The sequence below is a fragment of the Pseudofrankia coriaricola genome (genome assembly GCF_032027725.1).
GTDB lineage: Bacteria > Actinomycetota > Actinomycetes > Frankiales > Frankiaceae > Pseudofrankia.
In genome coordinates, this window is record NZ_JASNFO010000021.1 from 27,630 (window position 1) to 50,911 (window position 23,282).

Sequence of the window (23,282 nt, forward strand, 5' to 3'; positions counted from 1 at the left end):
CCGCCGCGACGCGCCTGTCGCGGTGTTCTCGTCGCTCCCCCGCCGGCCGGGCCGCACGGGTGGGCGCGACGCCGGGAGGCAGCCTTGCCTGTGTCATCTGGTGCCAGGTCCGGACCAAGGATTGTCACCAACACCGTCGAGTTCCCCTACCGCCGCAGCCTCGGGCCTGTCATCGGCACCTTCGTCGCCGCGCTCGCCCGCGGCCAGATCCTCGGGGTGCGCAGCGGCGAGCGGGTACTCTGCCCGCCGCTCGAGTACGACCCGGACACCGGCGCCGCCACGTCCGGCGAGTTCGTCGCCGTCGGCCCCGTCGGCACCGTCCGCTCGTGGACATGGGTCGGTGAGCCGAACGCGCGCCACCCGCTGGACCGGCCGTTCGCCTTCGCCCTCATTCAGCTCGACGGAGCCGGCACGAGCCTGCTGCACGCGGTCGACGCCGGTGGCGAGGGCGAGGGCGCGATGCGCACCGGTCTGCGGGTCGTCCCCCGCTTCCGCGCCGAGCCGAAGGGCCGCACCGACGACCTGGCCTACTTCGTCCCCGAGGGCGCCGAGACCACCGACGCGGGCGTGGTGAACGGTGCGACGCTCGCCGCCGTCGGCGGCGAGCCGCGCGCGCCGCTCGAGCCGGTGGAGACGATGGAGTTCTGGTCGTCGCTGACCTACAAGGAGGCGCTGTCGGCCGCCAGCGAGCGCTACGCGCGCTCCCTGCTCGCCGGGCGGCTGCTCGGCCAGCGGTGCCCGACGTGCGCGAAGGTCTACGTCCCGCCGCGCGACTTCTGCGCGATCGACGGGATCCCCCTGAACGAGGGCGACGATCTGGCGCTGCCCGACCGCGGCGTCATCACCAACTTCACGATCGTCACTCCGGTGAAGTACCCGGGCCAGAAGGAGACCGAGCCGTTCGTGCGGGTCTCGGTGCTGCTCGACGAGGTCGACGCGCCAGTGGGCCAAAGGGCAGGCGAAAATGATCTTCCTTCGCCTGCCCGGCGGCCGGGATCCGAGGGGGCAGAGGGCCAAAGGACAGGCGAAAATGATCTTCCTTCGCCTGCCCGGCAGCCCGGATCCGAGGGGGCAGAGGGCCAAAGGACAGGCGGAAATGATCTTCCTTCGCCTGTCCGGCAGCCGGGGTCTGAGGGAGCAATGATGGGCCTGCAGCCCGTCGTCGACGTCTCCAACGAGGAGGTACGGGTGGGTATGCGGGTCGAGGCGGTGTGGCTGCCGGAGGCGGAACGCAACGCTGACGAGCTCGGCAACCGCGGGTGGGGCTCGGCATCCGGCGCGATCACCGGCTGGCGGCCGACCGGCGAGCCCGATCTGCCCGTCGAGCGCTACATCGACCGGGTCTTCTGATGAGCACCGATCAGGGCCCGAGCGGAACCAGGGACACGGTCTTCGGCGAGCCGATCGCGATCGTCGGCTACGCCGTCTCGCCCATGACCGAGTTCGCCGAGGACACCGAGGTGCGGCTCTGCCTGGACGTCGTCACGCGGGCGCTCGCCGCCTCGGGGCTCGGCCGCAAGGAGATCGAGTTCACCTGCTCGGGCAGCGCCGACTACCTGTCCGGCGGCACGTTCACCTTCGTCGCCAACCTCGACGCCGTCGGTGCCTGGCCGCCGATCCGCGAGTCCCACGTCGAGATGGACGGCGCCTGGGCGCTGCACGAGGCGTGGGTGCGGCTGCTGGTCGGCGAGGAGCGCACCGCGCTGGTGTTCGGCTCCGGCAAGTCGTCCACCGGTGATCTGTCGCGGGTACTCACGCTGCAGACCGACCCGTACTACCTCGCGCCGCTGGGCGCCGACCCGCTCTCGCTCGCCGCACTGCAGGCGCGGGCGCTGCTCGACTCCGGCCGGGCGACCGAACGCGACCTCGCCGCCGTCGCCGCGCGGGCACTCCGAGCCGCCGTGACCAGCCCACACGCCCTGCCCGCCCTCGCCGCCGCTGGTGCCAGCGGCGCGGGCGGCGGCGACGACAGCCTCGACGCCCAGATCGACGCGCTGCTCACGGCCGACTACGTCCGTTCGCCGCTGCGCACGCACGACACCCCGCCCGTGACGGATGGCGCGTGCGCGCTCGTGCTCGCCACCGCGCCCGTGGCCAATCGGCTCGCCGAGGAGAAGGGCATCACCCCGGTGTGGATCACCGGCCTCGAGCACTTCGTCGAGCCGCACCAGCCGGGCATGCGGGACCTCACCGACTCGGTGTCGGCGAGGCGCGCGGCCCAGGCGGCGGGGCTCACCGACGGCGGCCCGGTCGAGGTGGCGGAGCTGTCGGCGCTCTACAGCCACGAGGAGATCATCCTGCGGGAAGCCCTGGGCCTCCCGGACGGCTGCGAGATCAACCCGTCGGGCGGGCCGCTGGCCGCGAACCCGACGATGGCCACCGGTCTGGTGCGCGTCGCCGAGGCGGCCAGGGCGATCCAGGAGCGCGGCGTGAGCCGGGCGCTCGCGCACGCCACCTCCGGCCCGTGCCTGCAGCAGAACCTCGTCTGCCTGCTGGACCGCCAGCCCGTCGGCCAGGAAGCACACACCAGCCAGGAAGGAGGCGCGCGGTGAGCGGCGAGCCGTGCGCGGTCATCGGGATCGGTCAGACCCATCACAAGAGCAAGCGCCTGGACGTGTCGCTCGCGGGCCTCGTCCGGGAGGCGGCGGCCCGCGCGCTCGCGGACGCGGGCCTGGACTGGCCCGACATCGACGCCGTCGTCATCGGCAAGGCGCCGGACGCGTTCGAGGGCGTCATGATGCCCGAGCTCTACCTCGCGGACGCGCTCGGCGCCGCCGGCAAGCCCATCCTGCGGGTCCACACCGCCGGCAGCGTCGGCGGCTCGACCGCGATCGTCGCCTCGCACCTGATCCACGCGCGGCGCCACCGCCGGGTGCTCGCGGTCGCGTTCGAGAAGCAGTCGGAGGGCAACGCCCAGTGGGGCCTGGCCGGAGGGAAGTCCGGCGGCATGGGCGCGGGCGGCATCTTCGCGCCGTGGATCCGCTCCTATATCCGCCGCTCCGGCGCCCCCGAGCACATCGGCTGGCAGGTGGCGGTCAAGGACCGGCTCAACGCCCTGAAGAACCCGTACGCCCACCTGAAGATCGCCGACATCTCGATCGAGAAGGTCCGCGACTCCTTCATGCTCTGGGATCCGCTGCATTTCCTGGAATCCTGCCCGAGCTCCGACGGGGCGTGCGCGATCGTGCTGACCGACGAGGCCGGCGGCCGGGACGCGGCCGCCGCGGGCCGCTCCCCCGCCTGGGTCGCCGCGACGGCTATGCGCAGCGAGCCGACGTCGTTCCCCGGCCGCGACGCGGTGCGCCCGCGGGCGGGCGTCGACTGCGCACACGACCTGTACCGGGCCGCCGGCATCACCAACCCGCTCGCCGACATCGACGTCGCCGAGCTGTACGTGCCGTTCAGCTGGTACGAGCCGATGTGGCTGGAGGGCCACGACATCACCGGCCCGGGTGGCGGGTGGAAGCTCGTCGAGAGCGGCGAGACCGAGATAGGCGGCTCGTTCCCGGTCAACCCGTCCGGCGGCGTGCTCTCGTCCAACCCGATCGGCGCGTCCGGCATGCTGCGCTTCGCCGAGGCGGCCCTGCAGGTCCGCGGCCAGGCCGGTGAGCACCAGGTCGACGGTGCCCGCACCGCTCTCGGCCATGCCTACGGCGGCGGCGCCCAGTACTTCGCCATGTGGATCGTGAAATCCTCGTTGTGAACCAGACGCGGCCGTGAGCCCACAGCCGTGGGCCTCGCGGCCGTGAGCCCCGTGCAGCAGCGGTTCCGATCAGAGGAGATCACCGGTGCCGTTACCCGACGAGTTCCACGCGCTGGCTCGGAAGGTCAACAACTGGGGCCGGTGGGGGCCGGAGGACGAGCGGGGAACGCTGAACCTGCTCACCGACGAGGCGGTACGCCGCGGGGTCGCGTCGGTGCGGTCGGGGAAGCGCTTCCCGCTCGCGATCCCGCTGTCTCAGAACGGCCCGCAGGTGGGGTTCATCCCGGGGCGGATCAACCCGATCCGCACCATGATCTCCCTGAACGAGCCGCTGACCGGTGACCCGGCCCAGGTGTGCTTCTCCGACGACATCTTCGTGATGGGTGCGCAGGCGGCGACCCACTGGGACGCGCTCGCGCACGCCTCCTACGACGGCCGGATCTACAACGGCTTCGGGTCGGCCACCGTCACCGCGGCGGGCGCCGCCCGCTGCGGCATCGACAAGGCCGGCCCGATCGCCGGGCGCGGGGTGCTGCTCGACGTCGCCCGCGCCAAGGGCGTCGAACGGCTCGACGGCGGCTACGCCATCACCGGTGACGATCTCGACGCCGCCGCCGACCTCGCCGGCGTCACCGTCGAGCCGGGTGACATCGTGCTCGTCCGCACCGGCCAGATGCGGCTCCTGCACGCCGGCGACAAGATGAGCTACCTCTACCCGGTCGCCGGGCTGTCGCTGCGGTCGGTCGAGTGGATGCGCGGGCACGACGTCGCCGCGGCGGCCACCGACACCATCGTCTTCGAGGTCTACCCCTGCGAGCTTCCGGATGTCGAGCTACCCGTTCACCTGCTGCACCTGGTGGAGATGGGCATGACCCAGGGCCAGAACTTCGACCTCGAAGCCCTCTCCGCCGACTGCGCCGACGACGGCGCCTACACCTTCCTGCTGGCGGCGACGCCCGAGCCGCTCGCGGGCGGCTTGGGCGGCCCGGTGGCCCCACTCGCCATCAAGTAGGCGTCAAGGCATCCGCGCGCGACCCGTGCCGAGGTGGCCTGGGGCCGGGTAGGGAGTGTCCGAGCGTCGCTCTCCCGGCACAAGCGGCAGGAGGCGGCGTGGCGCGCCGATGCGACCCCCGTCAGCGGAACACCCGCCGCAGCCACTGTGCGATGCCCTCGAGGACGAGCGTGGTGACGATCACCATGAGCACCAGCGTCGTGACCTGTCCGTGCAGTTTCAGCACGGGCGAGGCGACCGTCAGGTAGTAGCCGATGCCGCTGCCGCCGACGATGCCGAGGATCGTCGCCGCGCGCAGATTGTTGTCGACAAGGTACAGCGAGTTACTGATGAGCGACGGCAGCCCCTGCGGCCAGGTCGCCGCGAGGTAGCGCTGGCCCCGCGTCGCGCCGGCGGCGGTGAGGGCGCGCTCCGGTCCGGACGGCACCTCTTCGAAGGAGTCTGCGATGAGCTTGCCGAGCAGGCCAACCCCGCCGAAGGCGAGCGCGACGACGCCCGCCTGGTTGCCGAGGCCGGTGACCATGATGAGGAAGATCGCGAGAACCAGTTCCGGCACCCCGCGGAAGATCACGAGAAGGACGCGGAACGCGTTACGCACCCGGCCGTTCGGGGCGACGTTTCGCGCGGCGAGCGACCCGAAGAGCAGCGAGAAGAACAGCGAGAGCACCGCGGCCGCGAAGGCGACCTCGATGGTCACCAGCAGGGCATGCATGTACTCGCTGAAGGTGTGGCTGCCGTAGTTCGGCGGCCAGAAGCTCTCGAGCGTCGGCCGGACGTATTCCCACGTGACGTCGCTGAACTTGACGTCCGCCATCCAGTAACTGCTGATGATGAGCGCCACGGCGGCGAGCGACCAGATCAGGTTACGCACCCGGGGGCGGGTCCACGGGCGCTTCATCATCGACTCGGCACCCGTGGACCCCGCGCCCGCGCCGAGCTTCGGCGCGGGCGCTGGCTCATTCCTGGTCGCCCTGCGCACGATGCGGTCGCCGAGGTTGTTGCCGGCGGGCTGGATACCGAGCAGGTTGCGCCGGATGGTCGACGAGACGATCTCGAGCACGACGCAGAGCACGAAGATGACGATGGCGATGCCGAGACCGCGGCCGTATCCCTCCGGAAACCTCTCGAAGGAAATCTTCATCGCGTAGCCGAGGCCGCCCACACCGGCGTAGCCGAGGATCGCCGAGCCGCGCAGGTTGATGTCGAAACGGTGCAGCGTGGTCGCGATCCACGACGGCAGCACCTGTGGGAAGACCCCGGACCAGAACTCCTGCGCCCGCGACCCGCCCGCCGCCCGGATGGCGAGGCGCGGGCCGTCGTCGATCTGTTCGATCGCGTCGGCGAACAGCTTCGAGATCATGCCGATCGAGTGGATCCCGATCGCCAGGATGCCGGGCAGCGGGCTGCCGAGGACGAAGACCAGGGCGAACGCGAGGGCGAGGACGACGTCCGGGATCGCGCGGGTGATGACGCCGATCGCCCGGCCGACCGGGCGCAGCCAGCGCGCCGGAGTCGTGTTGTGGGCCGCGATCCACGCCACCGGGACCGAGATGAGCGCGGCGATCACGGTTCCGAGGATCACGATGCCGAGCGTGAGCCCAATGAGGTAGAACAGGTCGCTCGGCCCCGGAACGCTGATCGGGTCCATCTGCCCGAACACCTTCGCGGCGTTGTCGAAGCTCGCGACGGTGTTGCTCCACGAGAAGTCGAGCGTCGTGAGCGAGTAGACCGCGAAGCCGAGCATCGCCAGGATGACGACGCCGCCGGCGATCTTGTTCGCTCCGACGGGCCGCCGCGGCGCGCGCCGCGCGACGTCCGGCGCGGCGGCTCGAACGGCCTCGACCGTGGTCATACCGTGCCGTCCTGGACCGGCACCGAGGGGTGAGCCGCGCCGTCCTGAACCGGCAGGTCAACCGGCACGTCGGACAGCTCCGTCGCGATCGCCTTGAGCTCGGCGGTCGAGGTCGCCACCCGCCCGTAGATCTCCATCACCTGGGCCTTGCTGAGGCCGTCGGTGGTGGTGTCCAGCACGACCCCGCCCTGGCGCAGGCCGACGATCCGGTCGCCCCAGTCGAGCGCGAGGTCGACCTGGTGCAGGCTGCACACGACGGTCAGGCCGTCGTCAGCGGCGATCTCCCGGATGAGCCTCATGACCTGCTCGCTCGACTCGGGGTCGAGGCTCGCGACGGGCTCGTCGGCGAGCAGGATCTCCGGGCTCTGCATCAGCGCGCGGGCGATCGCGACGCGCTGCTGCTGGCCGCCGGAGAGCTGGTCGGCGCGCTGGTAGGCCTTTTCGAGCAGGCCGACGCGGTCCAGGTGGGTCAACGCGGTGAGCCTGAGGCTCTTGGGGTACGACCACAGGCCGATGCGCGGGCCCGACAGGCGCGAGAGCGCGCCGGTCAGCACGTTCTCGAGCACCGTGAGGGAGGGCACGAGCTCGAACTGCTGGAAGATCATGCCGACGCGGCCGCGCAGCGCGCGCAGAGCCTTCGTCTTGAGGGCGGGGACATTCTGCCCGAGGACCTCGACCGTCCCCTTGGTCGGGAACTCGAGGCCGTTGAGATGCCGGAGCAGCGTCGACTTGCCCGAACCGGAAAGCCCGAGCAGCACGACGACCTCCCCGGACTCCACCGTCAAATCGACGTCGTGGAGTGCTCGCGTGGTGGAGCCGAAGTCCTTGGTGACTCCGCTCACCGAGATGATCGGGGAGGCCGCCGTGCCGCTCATGAGCTACCTGTCTCTTCTATCCGACTACTCAGCGCGGTCCGCTACTTGGCGCAGTCCGCGGCGGTGACCTTCGTGCAGATGTCGCGGATCGCGTCGTAGTAGCTGTCGTCCTCGGGCTTCGCGGCCTGGAAGGCGTCCTTGAAGCCGTCGGTGACCGTGATGCCCTCCGCGGTGATCTGGTCGAGCGTCACGCTGCCCAGCGTCGCCTTGAGCTTGTCCTGGACGCTCTTCGGCAGGGTGGTCGAGATAGTCATCGGGCCACCGGGCACGTACTGCTTGTCGACCACGGTGAGCGTGCCGTCCTTCACGCCGGCCTCCGCTTCCGAGTCCTCGGCGAAGCCCGCGTCACACTGCTTCGAGGCCACGGCCTGGACCGACTTGTCGTGGGCGCCGGCGAAGGACGCCTTGAAGTCGGCGAAGGTCGGGTTGCCGCTGGCGTCCGTGCCCGACGGGGTGATGTTGAGGCCCGCCTTGCTGAGCGCGAGCATCGGGAAGAGGAAGCCGGAGGTCGAGCTCTTGGAGACGAAGCAGACGGTCTTGCCCTTGAACCCGGCCACGGAGGTGATGTCCGAGCCCTTCGGGACGATCGCCTCCGAGTAGTAGCCCGGGTCGGTCAGACCCTTCGAGGCGATGACGGCCGAGACGACCGTGTGCTTGGCGCCCTTGTTGGTGGCATTCACGTAAGTGAGGCCGGAGAACGCCGCGACGTCGACCTTGCCCGCGACGGCGGCGGCGATGAGAGCCGTGTAGTCGGCGGTCGGGAAGTACTCGACCTTATAGCCGGTCTTCTTGGCGATGTACTCCTCGAGCGGCTTCCAGTTCGAGTCCGAACCCGCCTGGTCGGGCACCGTGCCGAAGACGAGGGTGCCGGCGCCCTTGGCGAAGGTGCCCGCCTCGGCCGAGCCGCTGGCGCCGGTCGTCGCGCCGGCCGAGTCCGTGGAGTCGTCAGAGGAACCACAGCCCGCGAGAGCCGCGACGGCGAGCAGCGCGCCGACGGCGGCGCCGGCCACGGCCCGCTTGGTGCCGATGAAACGCATGTGGACCCTTTCGATGTTCTTAGTCGGTTTTGGCGCGTACTGGTGCCCCGGCAGGTCCACCGCGCTGGGCGCGAGGCGGTCCGGGACGGGTGGTGGTCGTGGATGCCTGGGTTTTCTCGGGACCGGGTCGCCGGTCCGGGTGGGGTGGCTGGCTTGTCAGGGAGGAGCCGCGGCCCGGTGGGCCACGGGAGGTCAGGGGGTCAGACGGCGCCCGTCGGGACAGGCGCGCCAACCGGGTTCCGCGTCGCCGCGGCGAGGGCCGCGGCGAGTTGGCCGGCCGGCTCGGGGGCCGCGGCGACAACGCCGCTCCTCCACCGCCGTGTCAGGCCGACGTCGAAGCCGAGCGGACGGCCGTCAATGTCGCGGACCGCCCCGCCGGCGGCGACGGTGGTGGTGGCAGTCACCAACGCCGCGGCCAGGTCGCCAGGCCGGCGGGTGCCGACGGCGGCGAACGCGTCAGCGGCAACCTCGGCCATGCGCACCGTCTCCAGGCATGAGATCTCCAGGCATGAGATCGACTGGATCCGGCCGAGGTGTCGGGTGTCCCTCTCAGCCGCGGGCGCCGGACGCTCAAGGCGCCGGGTGGCATCGCCGCCCCTCCGGCCGGTCACGGCGTCACCGCCGGACAGACGCGAAACCGCTCGGCGGCCGCCACACGCGGGATCCGCGAAATGCGGCCCCGGCATATGGCGAGACGCCGCCATTCCTCCGCGCAGGCAGGCTCGCGGGACCCCCGGTCGTCCACGTCCAGAACCTTGATGGCCCGGCCTGAACGGGCAGTGAACCATGAGCGTTGCGCCAGCAACGTTCGTGTGTCGTGGGCAAGGCGATTTGCGCATGTTCGTCGCGACTGTCTGCACACGTTACGAGGACATGTCCAACGCGAGACGCGGCCGTCAGCCGTGACGCAACGATGACGCAACGCTGCCAAGAGCCGACCCGTTGACGCCCACGCACCCACGGGCTTGGACGTCTTCCACAAGCCAGGACACAACGATGTTCCGCTGGGCCGCGCGCCCGGCCCAGCCACAAACAGCAACGACGCATCAGCGCCGTGTCAACAAAACCACCTCGCCAGGCCGCACGAGCCCGACCCCGCCATATGTCTTAGCCCGGGTCCACACGGGGAGGACGCTCCGCGCTCATCGAGTAGTCCGGGTCTCGCGTGTCCGGCCCGAAGAGCCAGCCGAGCAGCGCGGACAGGACGAGCACGCCCAAGATCACGAGGGTGGTCATCGCCGCCCTCCCGCCGAGCATCCGCGACGGCCGCCGGGGGCCCCGGCGGCCGGTGACGCGACGAGGCCGGGATGCACCACGAGGAGAGCGCCAGCGGCGGATGTCGCGAAAGCGGATGACGGGTCCGGAACGATAGCGCTATCTTCTATCTTCATGGGAAATGGTAGCAGTGGGGACGTCGGCAGCGTCGACAAAGTCACCGACGAGTTGCGCTCCCTCGCTGATACCCGGGCCGTCGGCGCTCGCCTGCCGAGCACCCGAGACCTGCAGCACCGGCTGGGTGTCGGCCCGGTGACCGTGCAGCGGGCGCTCGCCCGCCTGGTCACCGAAGGCGTGCTGGTCACCAGGCCGGGCGCCGGCACCTTCGTGTCCGCCCGCCGGGCCGCCCGCGTCGGCGACACCGACTGGCAGCAGGTGGCGCTCGGCGCGAGCCCGGTGTCGACGTCCGGCGTCGACGTGCTGCTGGCGAGCGCCCACTCGACCGGCTTCCAGCTGGGCGGCGGCTACTTCGACGCGACGCTGCGCGCCGACAGCCGGCTCGCCGCCGCGGCCAGCCGCGCGGTGCGCCGGCCGGACGCCTGGAGCGCGCCGCCGCCGGCCGGCGTCCCCGAGCTGCGCAGCTGGTTCGGCCGCCAGGTCGGCGCCGACCCCGACCAGGTGCTGATCACCCCGGGCGCCCAGGGCGCCCTCTCGGCCGTCTTCCGCGCCCTCCTGCCGGCGGGGAGCCCGGTGCTGTTCGCGGTGCCGACCTACCCCGGCGCGCTGGCGGTCGCACGCAGCGCCGGCCTCGTCCCGGTGCCGGTGCCGACCGACGTCGACGGCATCCGCCCGGAGCTGCTCGAGCGGGCGCTGGCGGCGACGTCGGCCCGGCTGCTGTTCCTGCAGCCGACGTTCGCCAACCCGGACGGCGGCGTGCTCGCGCACGCGCGCCGCCGCGAGGTGCTCGACATCTGCGAGCGGGCCGGCGCGTTCATCCTCGAGGACGACTACGCGCGCTGGCTCGGCCACGGGCAGGTCCCACCGCCGCCGCTGTGGCGCGACGACGACCAGGGCCGGGTCATCACCGTCTGCTCGCTGACGAAGATTCTCGCCCCGAGCCTGCGCATCGGCGCGATCGTGGCGCGCGGGCCGGTGATGACCCGGCTCGCCGCCATGCGCCAGGTCGACGACTCGTTCGTGCCCATGCCGCTGCAGCACACCGCCGTGGAGATGGTGGCCGGGCCGGGCTGGCCGGCCCAGCTGCGCGCCGCCTCGGCGGCGCTGCGCGCCCGGATGGCCACGCTCGCGGCCGCCCTCGCCGGCGAGCTGCCGGAGTGCTCGTTCGAGAACCCGCGCGGTGGGATCAGCATCTGGCTGCGGCTGCCCCGCGGCACCGACGACCTCGCGGTCGCCACCCGCGCGGGGCGGCTCGGGGTGGCGGTGGTCCCCGGCCGGTACTTCGTGATCGGCGAGCAGGACATCAGCTACCTCCGGCTGTGCGTCGCCGGGGTCAGGGAGCCCGATATCCCCACCGCGGTCGCCCTGCTCGCCGAGGCCGTGCGCGCCAGCGCCGGCACCACCGCCGACCACACGTTCGCCGGATAACCGAACAGCCACAGCCGGGAACGTCGCGAAATTCCCGAAACAGTGGAAACCATCCCGTTACCGGACCACGATGCACGGCGTGCGCACGGAGTGCCGCCGGTGATACACAGCCGGGAAATCCTCAAATGACCACAAAGGGCCTGTTGTCGTCTAATAGATCCACTAGGGTGCCCTGAGCAGGATCCGCCGGGTCCAGCGCATTTCCCCACGCCTCACAAGGTGAGTGAGTACATGCGCCGAGCGCTCAGATCCCCCACCCCACCCACCGGCGAGAGGCGTGGCCGTCGCCGGTCGCGCAGGCTGGCACTGCTGGCCGCGCCGGTCGCCGCCATGGTCGCCGTCCCGCTCGCGCTCACGCTGCCGGGCAGCCCGGCGAGTGCAGCGAGCTCCAGGACCTACGTCGTCGTCTACTCGGGCTCCGCCGAGGCCGGCCGGGCGGCGGTCGCCAAGCTCGGCGGCAAGATCGAGTCCGAGAACGCCGAGACCGGGCTCGCCGTCGTGACCTCGACGGACGCGTCCTTCGAGACGAGGGCCGCCACCTTCACCGCGCTGGTCGGCGCCGCACCCGACTCACCGATCGGCTACGCCGCCCCGGACGCGGCCGGCGGATCGGCCGGCGGCAAGGACCAGTCGTTCACCCAGCGCGAGCGCGACCTGAGCCGAGCCGGCGGCGGCACCAAGCCCGGCAAGCCGGGCAAGCCCGCGGCCGGTGCCGAGCCGCTGTCGAGCCTGCAGTGGGACATGCAGATGATGGGCGCGACGCCGACCGGCTCGTACAAGTACCAGCCAGGCAACAAGGGCGTGCTCGTCGGCGTCATCGACACCGGTATCGACGGCACCCACCCGGACGTCGCCCCCAACTTCGACAAGGGGCTGTCGCGCAACTTCGTCACCGACATCCCGACCGACCCGGCCTCCGGCGAGGAGGTCGACGGCCCGTGTGAGCACCCGAGCTGCAAGGACCCGGTCGACGAGGACGACGACGGCCACGGCACCCACGTCGCGTCCACGATCGCCTCGCCGGTCAACGGCCTGGGCATCGCGGGTGTCGCCCCGAACGTGCAGCTGGTGAACATCCGCGCCGGTCAGGACTCAGGCTACTTCTTCCTCAAGCCGACGATCGACGCGATCACCTACGCCGGTGACGCGGGTATCGACGTGGTCAACATGTCCTTCTACACCGACCCCTACCTGTTCAACTGCGAGGCGAACCCGGCGGACTCCCCCGAGCGGCAGGCCGAGCAGCGCACGATCATCGCCGCGACGCAGCGCGCGGTCGCCTATGCGTCCAGGCACGGCGTCACCCTGATCGCCGCGTCCGGCAACGAGTCGACCGACCTCGGCCACCCCGCCGCCGATGACACCAGCCCGGACTACCCGCCGTCGGGCAGCGCCGCCTACCCGCGCGTCATCGACAACTCGTGCCTGTCGATGCCGTCGGAGGCCCCGAACGTGCTCGACGTCAACGCGATCGGCCCGTCCAAGCGGCTGAGCTACTACAGCAACTACGGCCTGGAGCAGTCGGTCGTGGCCGCGCCGGGCGGTGACGCGTACGACGGGTCCGCCACCCGCCTGGCGACGAACGAGATCCTCGCCGCCTACCCGAAGAACGTGGCCGAGGCCACCGGGGACATCGACGAGAACGGCAACCCGACCAACGAGTTCGTCATTCGCGACGACAGCAAGGGCAAGACGTCTTACTACCAGTACCTGCAGGGCACCTCGATGGCCTCGCCACACGCCGTCGGCGTGGCCGCGATCATCATCAGCGCGCTGGGCCACAAGGACCCGAGGCACGGCGGGCTGACGGTGGACCCGCAGATCGTCCAGCAGGCACTGCAGAGGACGGCGGTGGCGACGGCCTGCCCGACGCCGAACCCATACGTTTACCCCGCCCCGGTCCCAGCGGACTACACCAAGACCTGCCAGGGCACCGCGAAGTTCAACGGGTTCTATGGAAACGGGATCGTCAGCGCACTGAACGCATCCAAGCTCCACTGACATTCCAACCCACGGCAACCACAACTGAATGAGAACCGGCCCGGACGGCGACCGCCGTCCGGGCCGGTCCGTCGTAGACCGCGGGTATGAACGGACGCGCAGGGGTCCCTGCTGTCAACCGACCCTGCTGTCAGCGGCCGCCGAAACGAGCGCGGAGCTCGTGCTTGAGAATCTTCAGGGTGGCGTTGCGGGGCAGCCCGTCGAGGATCTCGAGACGCTCTGGGATCTTCTGCGTCATCAGCCCCGCGCCGCGCAGGAAGCCGGCGAGCTCGGCGAGCGTGGGCGCGGCCCCGCCGGGCGCCGGCTCGACGACCGCGCAGACCAGCTCACCGCGCTCGGCGTCCGGCAGCCCGATGACGGCGACCGCGCCGACCTTCGGATGCTGGTAGAGCAGGTCCTCGACCTCCTTGGCGGAGACGTTCTCGCCCTTGCGGATGATGACGTCCTTGAGCCGGCCGGTGAGGGTCACGTGCCCGTCAGGGCGCAGGAAGCCGAGGTCGCCGGTGCGGAACCAGCCGTCCTCGTCGAAGGCGGTGGCGGTCGCCTCGTCGTCGGTGTAGCCGGCGCAGACCGTGGCGCCGCGGACCCGGACCTCGCCCTCGGCGCCGGCCGGCGCCACCGCGCCGTCGGCGGCGACGATGCGCACCTCGACTCCCGGCAGCGGAGCGCCCTCGGAGTACATGAGCGCGTCGTCGCTGTCCGTCGGCGAGCCCTGGGTGATCATCGGGACCTCGGTCATGCCATAGCCGTGCGCGAGCGGGATGCCCATCTCCCGCTTCACGTCGGTGAACAGCTCCGGAGGCTTCGGCGCGCCGCCGCCGGCGAGCATCCGCAGCGTCGGCACGAGCGGCTCGCCGGGTGTCGGCGACGAGCGCGCGGCGGCCAGCAGGGTGGAGTAGAAGGCGGTCGAGCCACCGGCGATCGTCACCCCGTGCCGGCGGTAGGCGGCGACGGCGTCGGCCGGCACGAAGGCCTCCAGCAGCAGCGCGGGAAAGCCCACGGCGAGCATCATCGCCAGGTAGTCCGGGCCGCCGATGTGCGCGATCGGGAAGGCGATCGAGCCGACGTCGTCCGGGCGGGCACCGAGCGCCAGCGCGAGCCCGACCCCGGCGGCGACGAGCGTCGCGTCCCGGTGGCGCACGCCCTTGGGACGAGAGGTCGTGCCGGAGGTGTAGTAGATCCAGCGGATCTCCTCGCCGTCCGCGGGCGGCGGGGGCAGCAGCGTCGGGTCGCCTTCGGGGAGACCGTCCGCGGAGACGACCAGCACCCGTGGCCGGTCGGGGAAGCCCCTGCTCGCGGCCGCCGCGAGCTCGACGTAGTCCGTGCCGCGCCAGACGCCGGGTACGCAGAACAGCGCCGCGCGGGTGGCGCCCAGCGCGACGGCGACCTCGCGCTCCCGGTAGATGTGGATGATCGGCACCTGCACGGCGCCGAGGCGGGCGAGCGCCATCGAGAGCACGACGGTCTCGATCCTGGTCGGCAGCTGCCAGCACACCGCCGTCCCGGCCGCGACGGCGTACCGCTCGGACAGGCCCGCCGCGACGCGCTCGGCCCGCGCGACCAGCTCGGCGCAGGTCACCCGGACCGGCCCGCCCTCGCCGTCCCGCGTGTCCGCGAGCAACAACGGAGCGTCCGGTGTGAGCTCCGCACGTCGCGCGAGCAGCCCCCACAACGTGGCGACATCCGCGCCAGTGATCATCGACGAGTCCGTGACCGTCGCCGAGGTAACAGCCATCCGCGCGTTCTCCTGGTCAGGTGAGGTCGAGGTCCAGCATCCGGATGGCGTTGCCGCGGACGATCTTGTAGACGGTGTCGGCGTCGAGGCCGGCCATCATCTCCTCGGCGACCTTCCTCGTGTGCGGCCAGGTCGAGTCGGTGTGCGGGTAGTCGGTCTCGAAGGTGACGTTGTCGACGCCGATCTCGGCCAGGGACGCGAGACCGTGCCGGTCGCGGAAGAAGCAGCCGAACACCTGGCGGTGGAAGTAGGTCGACGGCGGCTCGGGAACGATGTCGCGCACGCCGGCCCAGGCGCGGTGCTCGCGCCACACGTCGTCGGCGCGCTCCAGCGCGTACGGCAGCCAGCCGATCTGGCCCTCCGAGTAGGCGAGCTTCAGCGTCGGGAAGCGCACCAGCACGCCGGAGAACAGCCAGTCGGCGAGCGAGGCCATCGCGTTGTTGAACGACAGCGTCGCCGCGACGGCGACCGGCGCGTCCCCGGAGGTGGCGGGCATCTGGGACGAGGAGCCGATGTGCATGCACACGACCGTCCCGGTCTGGGCGCAGGCGGCGAAGAGCGGGTCCCAGTAGCCGTTGTGGATGCTCGGCAGCCCCAGCTTCGGCGGGATCTCGCTGAAGCAGACGGCCCGCACGCCGCGCGCCGCGTTGCGGCGCACCTCGGCGGCCGCCTCCTCGGCGTCCCACAGCGGGATGATGCACAGCGGGATCAGCCGGCCGCCGGAGTCGCCGCACCACTCCTCGACCATCCAGTCGTTGTAGGCGATGACGCACGCGGCGGCGAGCTCGCGGTCCGAGGCCTCGGCGAACGTCTGCCCGCAGAAGCGCGGGAAGGTGGGGAACGACAGCGAGGCCTCGACGTGGTTGAGGTCCATGTCGGCGAGCCGGGCGGCCGGGTCGTAGCAGCCGGGGCGCATCTCGTCGTAGGTGATCGGCGACATCGTCATGTCCTCGCGGTCGAACCCGACGGCCGCGACGTGCCGCTTGTTGATGTAGACGAGGTCCTCGTAGATCCAGCAGTCGGCCTTCGGCCCGTCCGGGTCGAAGGACTGCCGGTAGCTGCCACCGCCCACGTGCTCCATCGTCCCGATGCCACGGCGCTCGACCCGGGGGCCGGCGTCGCGGAAGCGGGCCGGCAGCCACGTCCTCCACAGGTGCGCGGGCTCCACCACGTGGTCGTCCACGCTGATGATCTTCGGCAGCTCGCCGAAGGAGTGCCCCTCGCCGCCGTCGCCGGTCGCCATGACTCGTCCTCCCTCGCCGCGCGGCCATCGCGTGGCCACCGTCCGTCCGCCGCGCGCCAGCCGTGACCCGCTCCCCAGCCCACGTCCGTCCTCCGACGCTAGCATCCGACCTGACGGATCGTCAGGTTATCTCCCCGCGGGAGGCCCCATGACCAGCACCGCCGCGACGACCATGCCGGCATACCGGATCAATGACTGGCTCGAGAATCCGCGCCTGGTGGACGTTCCCGTACCTCGGCCCGGCCGCGGCGAGGTGCTGGTCGCGGTGGCGGCGAACGGGCTGTGCCACTCTGACCTGACGATGAGCCAGATTCCCGGCGAGATCGGCGAGCTGATCGGCTGGCGGGTGCCTTTCACCCTCGGCCACGAGATCGCCGGCACGGTCGCCGCACTCGGCGAGGAGGCGACCGACGCCCCGCTGGTCGGCACTCCCGTCGCGCTGGTCTCGCCGGCGTCCTGCGGCCGCTGCGCCTACTGCCTGGCCGGCAGGGACAGTGCCTGCCCGAACGGCCTGGCCGGCCGCGGGTACGGCCGCGACGGCGGGCTCGCGCCGTATGTCGTCGCGCCGGTACGCGCGCTGATCCCGCTGAACGGGCTGGACCCGGTGGCCGCCGCGCCGCTCACCGACGCCGGCGCCACCTCCTACCACGCCGTCCGCCGGGTGCTCCCCGTGCTGGAGCCGGGCGGCACCGCCGTCGTCATCGGCGCCGGCGGGCTCGGCGGCTTCGCCATCCAGCACCTGAAGGCGTGCTCCCCCGCCCGGGTCGTCGCCGTCGACATCTCCCCCGCCCGCCTGGCAACCGCTCGCGAGTTCGGTGCCGACGAGACCGTCAGCGGCGTGGGAGGGGAGCGGGGCGACCCGGCCCGGGTGGCGGGCGCGCTGAAGGAGGCCTGCGGCGGCGACGGCGCCGCCGCGGTGCTCGACTTCGTCGGCACCGACGCGACGATCACCGCCGGGATCGGCGCCGTCCGCCCGTGCGGCGCGTTCGGCCTGGTCGGCTCCGGCGGCGGCCGGCTTCGCGCCGCCTGGTACGGCGGCCTGCCCCGCGAGGCCGAGGTCTTCACGTTCCAGGGCTCGACGATCGCCGACGCGCACGCCGTGGTCGCCCTCGCCGTCGCCGGGAGGATCCGCAGCCTCGTCGAGGTCTTCCCCCTGGACGCCGTCGCGGACGCCTACCGCGCCCTCGACGAGGCCACCCTGCGCGGCCGCGCGGTCGTCACGCCATAGATGGGGCAGCACTCCCTGCCCGCGTCCGGTTGTCCACAGGTCCGGCATGTCCGGTTGACGCCGATCCTGCGGCCGAGGAGAGTCACCTCAGACAGTGTCTAAGACATCAGCATCCGACCCGACAGGAGTACTCGACCAGGGAGGTCCGGATCGTGCCCGTCGTGGAACCCACGCCGCTTGAGAGACTGGTCACGCAGGGCATGGTGGAGCCCGCCCGGTCGCGCACCCGCGCGACGCCCCGGCCAATCGACGCGAACGGCCTGGTCAGTGACCTCGTCAGCGAGCAGCGCGGGTGATCTGCTACGCAGAGCGCCGCGACCGTGCGCCGCGGCGCGGGCCGGGGGCTGCCCGCACCAAGCGGCCCGCGGCGGAGCACCGCGCGGGCGGCGACGGCCACAGCCGGGCCACTCCCGGGGCACGGCGAGGTGGGCAGGGGATCTCCGGATGTTCTGGTGTCCCGTCCGCGCCTAAGATCACGGCGTGTCCGCTCCGTCCGCCGATGCTTTCGGCCATCCTGGTGAGGTAGTTCCGGTCGGTGGGGTGCTGCCCGACCCGAAGTCGCCGGCCCCGACACGGTCGGGGGCGACACCCGGGGCCGCCGGTGAGGCAGCCGCGCGCGGCCCGTCGCGGCTGCCCTATCTGCTCTCGACGGTCGGGCTGGAGAGCATGACCGCCGTCACCGCCCCGTTCCTGGGCCGCACGCTCGGGGCGGCGCCGTTCGCGCTCGCGGGGGTGGAGGCCGCCGGCCGCGCCGGATCGGCGGCAGCCCGGTACGGCCGCAACCAGCTCGCCGACCGGCAACCGGGGCTGCGCGGGTTTCTGGACCTTGCCGGCTCGGCGGGGCTGGCGCTCGCGGCCGGGTTCTTCGCCGCCAGCAGCGTTCTCTGGCAGGCCGGGGCGTGCCGGGCCGGTTCCTGGGCCGCACGCGGGCTGGGGACGCCGGCGCTCGAGGAGCACGCGAGCGTGGCGGCCCCGGCGCACCAGCTTGGCCGGAGGCTCGGGTTCGAGCGGTCCATCGGCGCGCTCGGCGCGGCCGTCGGCGCGCTGCTGGTGGCGGTGCTGCTGGAGGTAACCGACACTCGCGGCGTCATCGGCTACGCCCTGATACCCGTCGCACTGGCGGTGGTGGTGAGCATCTTCGGCCTGCGGCGTGGCCGGGCCGACGCGCCGCCGCCATCCGCTCCCACCCAGATCAAGATCACAAAGCTGCGCGGCGGGCCGCTCGGCATCCTGCTGCTCGGGATCGTCTGCTATGAGGCGTCCAACATCGCGGTCGTGCTGCTCCTGCTGCGGGCTTCCAAGATCGTCAGCGTGAGCGAGGCGCTGCCCGTCGTCCAGCGAGTCGCCCTCTGCTACGGGCTCTACCAGCTCAGCGCCGCCGCCTGCGCGGTGGTCGCGGGCCGGCTGACGGACCGTGCCGCCGCGAGCCTCGTGCTCGCGGCCGGCGGGCTGAGCCTGCTGGGGGCCTACCTCGGCCTGGCGTGGGCCAGCGCGGGCGACGACGCGATAGTGGTGCTCTGCCTCCTGCTCGCCGGGGCGGCGGCCGGGGCGGTCGACACCGCCGAGTTCACCGGCGTGGCCCGGCTGACCAGCCCGGACTCGCGGCGCGCCGCGTTCGGCGTGCTCGCCGGGCTGCAGAGCGGCGGCCGGGTGTTCGCGACGCTGACCGCGGGCGGGCTGTGGACCCTGATCGGCCCCAAGGCCGGCCTGCTGGTCTGCGGGCCGCTGCTCGTCGCCGCCATCGTCATCTTCGCGGTCCGGGTGGACCGCCCCAGCCGTGCCCAGCGGGCGGCGCCCCCGGCGGCCGGCGCCCCAGAGCCCCGGGCCTAAGGCACGGGGATCGAGGCCTCGCCCGGGTAACGAACACCGAGGACGGCGCGGATGCGGTCGAGAGTGGTCGCGACGCGGACGCTTTCCGCCGGCGGCATCACATCGCTGTCGAGGTGGCCGGCGCGCAGCCGGTCATGGACGTGGCGCACCTGGTAGTGCAGACCGATCCCGGTCAGCGGCGTCTCGATCCGGCGTTCGGGGGCCGGGCCGTCCGCCGCGCCCCCGATGCGGACCGGCGCCGCCGGCGTCCGCACCGACAGCACCTCCGGTGCCCACATCGACGACGGGAACTCCAGCGACCCGCGGGTGCCGGTGACCCGGGCCGTCCCAGGCAGGTCGGCGCGCAGCGACGACGTCGCGACGGCGAGCGCGCCCGCGTCGTAGCGCAGCACGGCGACGACGTGCTCGTCGACCCCGGTGGCGCCGACGATGCCGCCGGCGGTGACGCCGTCCGGGGCGCCGAGCAGCAGGTGGGCGAACTGCACCGGGTAGATGCCGATGTCCAGCACGCTGCCGCCGCCGAGCACCGGGTCGAACAGCCGGTGGGCCGGATCGAACGGCGCGCGGAAGCCGAACTCGGCCTCGACCAGCAGCACGTCACCGATCTCGCCTCCGCCGACCAGGTCGCGCATCACCTGGTAGCCCGGAGTGAACCGGCTCCACACCGCCTCCATCAGGAACCGGCCGGCGGCGGTGGCCGCGGCGGCCATCTCGCCGGCCTGCGCGGCGTTCAGCGCGAGTGGCTTCTCGCACAGGACGTGCTTGCCCTCGCCGAGGAACAGCAGCGTGTGCGCGAGGTGGGCCGGGTGTGGCGAGGCGACGTAGACGATGTCGACCTCCGGGTCCGCGGCGAGCGCCTCGTAGGAGCCGTGGCGGCGCGGCACCGCGAACTCGGCGCCGAACGCCTCGGCACGCCCGGTGCCCCGCGAGCCGACGGCGACCAGTTCGGCGTCCTCGACCAGCGCGAGATCGCGGGCGAACTCCCTGGCGATCATGCCGGTACCCGCGATACCCCACCGGAACCGGCCGCCGGTGGCCGAGGCGCCGCCACCGCCCGACTGTGTGCCGGACGGGGCCGACGGGGCATCCCGCGGCGACGAGCGCACGGACGAGGAGCCCACGGACGGGAGGTCAGGAGATGAGGAGGCGGACGGTGATGACGACGCTGACGGCTCTTCCACGCCGGCCATCCTGCTCCAGCGCGCACCCGGGCGTCGTCCCCCGCCCCGCCCTCGAGGACGCACGGGGCCAGGTCAGCCGGGGTGGTGGCCGCCGAGCGCGGTGGTCACGGTGGCGGCGGCGGCACGCAGGGCGGCGACCGGGTCCTCGCCGCCGGCGGCGGTGGCGCCGAGCGGGCCGTGGACACCGATGAGCGTCAGGACCAGCACGACCGTCCCGTCGCGGCCGAAGACGGGCGCGGACACGGTGCGCAGCTCGTCCTCCCTGCCGCCGCGAGCCCCGCGCCCCCCTTCGAGGCTCGCCTGGCCGTCGCCGGACGTGGGCGTGGGCGCCGCCGACGGCGACTCGTAGCCGGGCGGAAGGGCACGGATCAGCCGGCGCACCGCGTCGTGGCCGGGGTCCGCCGGGTCCGTGGGGTCGGCCTTGGCCAGCACGGTGTTCAGCTCGCCGTGCCAGCCGGCGCCCCGGCCGACGGCGTAGCCGGCGGCGCGGACCTCGGCGAGGGTCGTCTCCAGCGCCCGGGCGGTGCCGGGCGGGCAGTCCCTGCCCGCCCGGTCCAGCCAGGCACGCCGGGCGAGCTCGCCCGCCCACGCGACGAACGCGGTGCCCAGCGGCGGCAGGAACGGGATGCGCTGCCCGACCCGGGTCGGCAGCTCACCGGAGGGCGACGACCCGGAGACCGCGTTCGCGACCAGTACCATCTCGTCACCGACCGCGGCGCTGGCCACGCACTCGGCGCCGAGCCGGGCGGCCAGCTCCTCCATCTGCGGGCGGGCGAGGTCGGCGGTGCGCAGCTGGACGGCGAGGTCGCCCTCCCAGGCGGCGAGCGAGAGCGGCGAGAACCGGCCGTAGCCACCCTGGAAGAAGACCAGCGGCAACGCCGAGCGGCCGACGTCCAGGACGCGCACCAGGCCGAGCACCAGGTCATGGTCGCCGGCCGGGTGGACGGCCTCGAGGTCGCAGTCGATCCAGGCGACGGCACCGTCGAGGATCGGCGCCCCTGACGGCGCCGGCCGCCAGGGCAGCTCGGCGAACTTGTCGCCGCCGCGGACGGCGAACGTCCGGCAGACCGACTCCTGGTCGTAGCCGAGGATGTTCACGCAGAACCGGCCGGTGGCCGCGATCCGTGGCCAGCTGCTCGACCGGCGGTCCGGGAAGAACGCGACGAGCGGCGGGTCGAGCGACGCCGACGTGAAGGAGCCGACCGCGAGCCCCACGGGCGCGCCGCCCTTGTCGAGGCCAGTGACCACAGCCACGCCGGTGGGAAAGTTCCCCAGCACCTGCCGGAACCAGCCGGTGTCGATCGCCGGAGCCGCTGCCTCCTGGCCCGAGGCACCCTGGCCCGCGGCGCCTGGGCTGGTGGGGCCCGGGTTGGCGAGGCTCGGGCCCGCGGGGCCGGCGCTCGCCGCGGTCGGGCTCGTCGCGTTGGGGTGCGCGGCGTTCGGCGGCTGCGGTGCCATCAGGCTCAGCTCCCTGCGACGTTCGTCGTTTCCCAGAAGAGACGCCATGCGGCGGGCGCCGCTTCCCGAGCGGCGATGTCCCGGCCCGACGTCGGTATGGCCGGCACGGGCTCCCGGCCTGGCCTCGCGCGCCAGGCCGGGGCCCGGGCCGTCCTACTCCTCGATCAGGCCCGACAGCCGCTGGGTCGTGGCGATCCATTCCTCCACGAGGCCGTGCACGACCTCGGCGGCGGGGCGGCGGGCGTTCATCCGCCCGACGATCTGGCCGACCGGGAACCCGTTGAGCTCCGGCGTGCCGGCCCGGGTGAACCGGCGGGCGGCCTCGGCCCAGACGACGCCCTGCAGCGGCATCGGCAGCGTCTTGGGCGCGTCCGGCCGTTCCCAGGCATCCGTCCAGGCGTTGCGCAGCAGGCGGGCGGGCTTGCCCGTCATCGAGCGCGACCGGACGGTGTCCCGCGAGGTGGCCTTCAGCAGGTTGTCGACGGCGGCCAGGTTGGTGTCCGCCTCGGCGACCGTGAGCCAGATCGAGCCGGTCCAGGCGCCCTGCGCGCCGAGCGCGAGCGCCGCCGCCACCTGCCGCCCCGAGCCGATGCCGCCGGCCGCGAGCACCGGCACGTCCGGCCCGACGGCGTCGACGACATCGGGGACGAGCACCATCGTCCCGATCTCGCCCGTGTGCCCGCCGGCCTCGGTGCCCTGCGCGACGATGATGTCGACGCCCTGCTCGACCTGCTTGACGGCGTGCCGCGGGCTGCCGACCAGCGCCCCGACCAGGATGCCGTGCTCGTGCGCCCGGTCGACGACTTCCTTCGGCGGCGGGCCGAGGGCGTTGACGAGCAGGCGGGTCGGGTGCTTGAGCGCCACCTCGACCTGGCCGGGGCCCTCCAGGTCGACGGCGAGGCCTGCGGCCTTGATGTCGCGGCCGTCCTCGGCGTCCTCGGGCAGCGGCGGGACGCCGTACTCGGCGAGCACCGAGTCGACGAACGCCCGGTGCTCCGCCGGCACGAGACCGGAGATCTTCTCCCGGGTGAGGCCCTCGCCCTTACCCATGTACGCGTTCGGCATGACGATGTCGACGCCGTAGGGCTTGCCATCGACATGGTCGTCGATCCAGGAAAGCTCGACCTCGAGCTCCTCCGCGTTGAACGCCAGCGCGCCGAGCACCCCGAACCCGCCGGCCCGGCTCACCGCGGCGACGACGTCGCGGCAGTGCGAGAACGCGAAGATCGGGAACTCGATGCCGAGCCGGTCACAGATAGGTGTTCGCACCACAACCCCTCTCGTCTTTTCTACGGTTACTTTCCGTC

Annotated in this window: 19 protein-coding genes; 9 read left to right on the forward strand and 10 right to left on the reverse strand. The window is 72.6% G+C overall.

The genetic code is table 11. From position 1 onward, the window contains the following. Window positions 1-90: 90 nt before the first annotated feature. The 4 genes from QOZ89_RS12615 to QOZ89_RS12630 all read left to right on the forward strand — a co-directional run bounded on the left by QOZ89_RS12615 (window position 91) and on the right by QOZ89_RS12630 (window position 4,715). Window positions 91-1,350, forward strand: coding sequence for a Zn-ribbon domain-containing OB-fold protein (locus QOZ89_RS12615; protein WP_312623913.1), 1,260 nt, complete (start codon window positions 91-93; stop codon window positions 1,348-1,350). Further along, the gene (locus QOZ89_RS12620) at window positions 1,350-2,552 is read left to right on the forward strand and encodes a thiolase family protein (protein WP_312623826.1); all 1,203 of its coding nucleotides are present in this window, start codon (window positions 1,350-1,352) and stop codon (window positions 2,550-2,552) included. The genes QOZ89_RS12615 and QOZ89_RS12620 overlap by 1 nt, the downstream gene beginning before the upstream one ends. Then, the gene (locus QOZ89_RS12625) at window positions 2,549-3,703 is read left to right on the forward strand and encodes a thiolase family protein (protein ID WP_071051768.1); all 1,155 of its coding nucleotides are present in this window, start codon (window positions 2,549-2,551) and stop codon (window positions 3,701-3,703) included. Before QOZ89_RS12620 ends, QOZ89_RS12625 begins: the two co-directional genes overlap by 4 nt. Window positions 3,704-3,788: 85 nt before the next feature. Beyond that, complete coding sequence (locus QOZ89_RS12630) at window positions 3,789-4,715, forward strand: cyclase family protein (RefSeq protein ID WP_312623827.1); 927 nt, start codon at window positions 3,789-3,791, stop codon at window positions 4,713-4,715. 121 nt (window positions 4,716-4,836) lie between these two features. Here the strand turns inward: QOZ89_RS12630 and QOZ89_RS12635 are convergent, their stop codons facing one another. From QOZ89_RS12635 to QOZ89_RS12655, 5 genes are all read right to left on the reverse strand, one after another. Continuing rightward, window positions 4,837-6,567 carry a PhnE/PtxC family ABC transporter permease gene (locus QOZ89_RS12635; RefSeq protein WP_312623828.1) on the reverse strand — a complete coding sequence of 577 codons (1,731 nt, stop codon included), beginning with the start codon at window positions 6,565-6,567 and terminating at the stop codon, window positions 4,837-4,839. Beyond that, window positions 6,564-7,442: a phosphonate ABC transporter ATP-binding protein gene (gene phnC / locus QOZ89_RS12640; RefSeq protein WP_312623830.1), complete on the reverse strand. Its 879-nt coding sequence runs from the start codon at window positions 7,440-7,442 to the stop codon at window positions 6,564-6,566. The genes QOZ89_RS12635 and phnC overlap by 4 nt, the downstream gene beginning before the upstream one ends. A 41-nt stretch (window positions 7,443-7,483) precedes the next feature. Continuing rightward, window positions 7,484-8,479: a phosphate/phosphite/phosphonate ABC transporter substrate-binding protein gene (locus QOZ89_RS12645; RefSeq protein ID WP_083419417.1), complete on the reverse strand. Its 996-nt coding sequence runs from the start codon at window positions 8,477-8,479 to the stop codon at window positions 7,484-7,486. A 200-nt stretch (window positions 8,480-8,679) separates the two neighbouring features. Beyond that, window positions 8,680-8,955, reverse strand: coding sequence for a hypothetical protein (locus tag QOZ89_RS12650; RefSeq protein ID WP_071051764.1), 276 nt, complete (start codon window positions 8,953-8,955; stop codon window positions 8,680-8,682). Window positions 8,956-9,586: 631 nt separating this feature from the next. Beyond that, on the reverse strand, window positions 9,587-9,715 hold the full coding sequence (locus QOZ89_RS12655) for an adenylyl-sulfate kinase (RefSeq protein WP_083419434.1): 129 nt from the start codon (window positions 9,713-9,715) through the stop codon (window positions 9,587-9,589). A 153-nt stretch (window positions 9,716-9,868) separates the two neighbouring features. On the opposite strand from QOZ89_RS12655, the gene QOZ89_RS12660 reads away from it, so the two are divergent. Further along, the gene (locus QOZ89_RS12660; protein ID WP_312623835.1) at window positions 9,869-11,299 is read left to right on the forward strand and encodes an aminotransferase-like domain-containing protein; all 1,431 of its coding nucleotides are present in this window, start codon (window positions 9,869-9,871) and stop codon (window positions 11,297-11,299) included. Window positions 11,300-11,530: 231 nt separating this feature from the next. Next, a complete protein-coding gene (locus tag QOZ89_RS12665; protein ID WP_312623837.1) occupies window positions 11,531-13,300 on the forward strand; it encodes a S8 family peptidase in 1,770 nt (589 codons plus the stop codon). A 130-nt stretch (window positions 13,301-13,430) separates the two neighbouring features. Here the strand turns inward: QOZ89_RS12665 and QOZ89_RS12670 are convergent, their stop codons facing one another. Both QOZ89_RS12670 and QOZ89_RS12675 read right to left on the reverse strand, forming a co-directional pair. Further along, window positions 13,431-15,035: an AMP-binding protein gene (locus QOZ89_RS12670; RefSeq protein ID WP_312623839.1), complete on the reverse strand. Its 1,605-nt coding sequence runs from the start codon at window positions 15,033-15,035 to the stop codon at window positions 13,431-13,433. A gap of 16 nt (window positions 15,036-15,051) precedes the next feature. After that, window positions 15,052-16,278, reverse strand: coding sequence for an amidohydrolase family protein (locus tag QOZ89_RS12675; RefSeq protein ID WP_071051760.1), 1,227 nt, complete (start codon window positions 16,276-16,278; stop codon window positions 15,052-15,054). A 148-nt stretch (window positions 16,279-16,426) separates the two neighbouring features. On the opposite strand from QOZ89_RS12675, the gene QOZ89_RS12680 reads away from it, so the two are divergent. The 3 genes from QOZ89_RS12680 to QOZ89_RS12690 all read left to right on the forward strand — a co-directional run bounded on the left by QOZ89_RS12680 (window position 16,427) and on the right by QOZ89_RS12690 (window position 19,336). Further along, window positions 16,427-17,506 (forward strand): alcohol dehydrogenase catalytic domain-containing protein, encoded by a 1,080-nt coding sequence (locus tag QOZ89_RS12680; protein WP_312623842.1) that lies wholly within the window; start codon window positions 16,427-16,429, stop codon window positions 17,504-17,506. A gap of 152 nt (window positions 17,507-17,658) precedes the next feature. Then, a complete protein-coding gene (locus QOZ89_RS12685; RefSeq protein ID WP_312623844.1) occupies window positions 17,659-17,802 on the forward strand; it encodes a hypothetical protein in 144 nt (47 codons plus the stop codon). A 184-nt stretch (window positions 17,803-17,986) separates the two neighbouring features. Further along, window positions 17,987-19,336: an MFS transporter gene (locus QOZ89_RS12690; RefSeq protein ID WP_312623846.1), complete on the forward strand. Its 1,350-nt coding sequence runs from the start codon at window positions 17,987-17,989 to the stop codon at window positions 19,334-19,336. On the opposite strand, the gene QOZ89_RS12695 is transcribed toward QOZ89_RS12690, so the two are convergent. The 3 genes from QOZ89_RS12695 to QOZ89_RS12705 form a co-directional block, all read right to left on the reverse strand. Continuing rightward, window positions 19,333-20,517: a Gfo/Idh/MocA family protein gene (locus QOZ89_RS12695; protein ID WP_397428729.1), complete on the reverse strand. Its 1,185-nt coding sequence runs from the start codon at window positions 20,515-20,517 to the stop codon at window positions 19,333-19,335. The two genes, QOZ89_RS12690 and QOZ89_RS12695, sit on opposite strands and share 4 nt — an antisense overlap. A 72-nt stretch (window positions 20,518-20,589) precedes the next feature. Further along, complete coding sequence (locus QOZ89_RS12700) at window positions 20,590-21,975, reverse strand: flavin reductase (protein WP_312623848.1); 1,386 nt, start codon at window positions 21,973-21,975, stop codon at window positions 20,590-20,592. A 153-nt stretch (window positions 21,976-22,128) separates the two neighbouring features. Next, on the reverse strand, window positions 22,129-23,247 hold the full coding sequence (locus tag QOZ89_RS12705) for a nitronate monooxygenase (protein WP_491723651.1): 1,119 nt from the start codon (window positions 23,245-23,247) through the stop codon (window positions 22,129-22,131). Window positions 23,248-23,282: the final 35 nt, after the last annotated feature.

What these genes read in the sequence shown, in the direction of transcription:
- QOZ89_RS12680 (WP_312623842.1), top strand. Translation starts at nt 16,427, where the DNA reads ATGACCAGCACCGCCGCGACGACCATGCCGGCATACCGGATCAATGAC.
- QOZ89_RS12655 (WP_083419434.1), bottom strand. Translation starts at nt 9,715, where the DNA reads ATGACCACCCTCGTGATCTTGGGCGTGCTCGTCCTGTCCGCGCTGCTC.
- QOZ89_RS12670 (WP_312623839.1), bottom strand. Translation starts at nt 15,035, where the DNA reads ATGGCTGTTACCTCGGCGACGGTCACGGACTCGTCGATGATCACTGGC.
- QOZ89_RS12700 (WP_312623848.1), bottom strand. Translation starts at nt 21,975, where the DNA reads ATGGCACCGCAGCCGCCGAACGCCGCGCACCCCAACGCGACGAGCCCG.
- QOZ89_RS12650 (WP_071051764.1), bottom strand. Translation starts at nt 8,955, where the DNA reads ATGGCCGAGGTTGCCGCTGACGCGTTCGCCGCCGTCGGCACCCGCCGG.
- QOZ89_RS12675 (WP_071051760.1), bottom strand. Translation starts at nt 16,278, where the DNA reads ATGGCGACCGGCGACGGCGGCGAGGGGCACTCCTTCGGCGAGCTGCCG.
- QOZ89_RS12635 (WP_312623828.1), bottom strand. Translation starts at nt 6,567, where the DNA reads ATGACCACGGTCGAGGCCGTTCGAGCCGCCGCGCCGGACGTCGCGCGG.
- QOZ89_RS12665 (WP_312623837.1), top strand. Translation starts at nt 11,531, where the DNA reads ATGCGCCGAGCGCTCAGATCCCCCACCCCACCCACCGGCGAGAGGCGT.
- QOZ89_RS12620 (WP_312623826.1), top strand. Translation starts at nt 1,350, where the DNA reads ATGAGCACCGATCAGGGCCCGAGCGGAACCAGGGACACGGTCTTCGGC.
- QOZ89_RS12660 (WP_312623835.1), top strand. Translation starts at nt 9,869, where the DNA reads ATGGGAAATGGTAGCAGTGGGGACGTCGGCAGCGTCGACAAAGTCACC.
- phnC (WP_312623830.1), bottom strand. Translation starts at nt 7,442, where the DNA reads ATGAGCGGCACGGCGGCCTCCCCGATCATCTCGGTGAGCGGAGTCACC.
- QOZ89_RS12645 (WP_083419417.1), bottom strand. Translation starts at nt 8,479, where the DNA reads ATGCGTTTCATCGGCACCAAGCGGGCCGTGGCCGGCGCCGCCGTCGGC.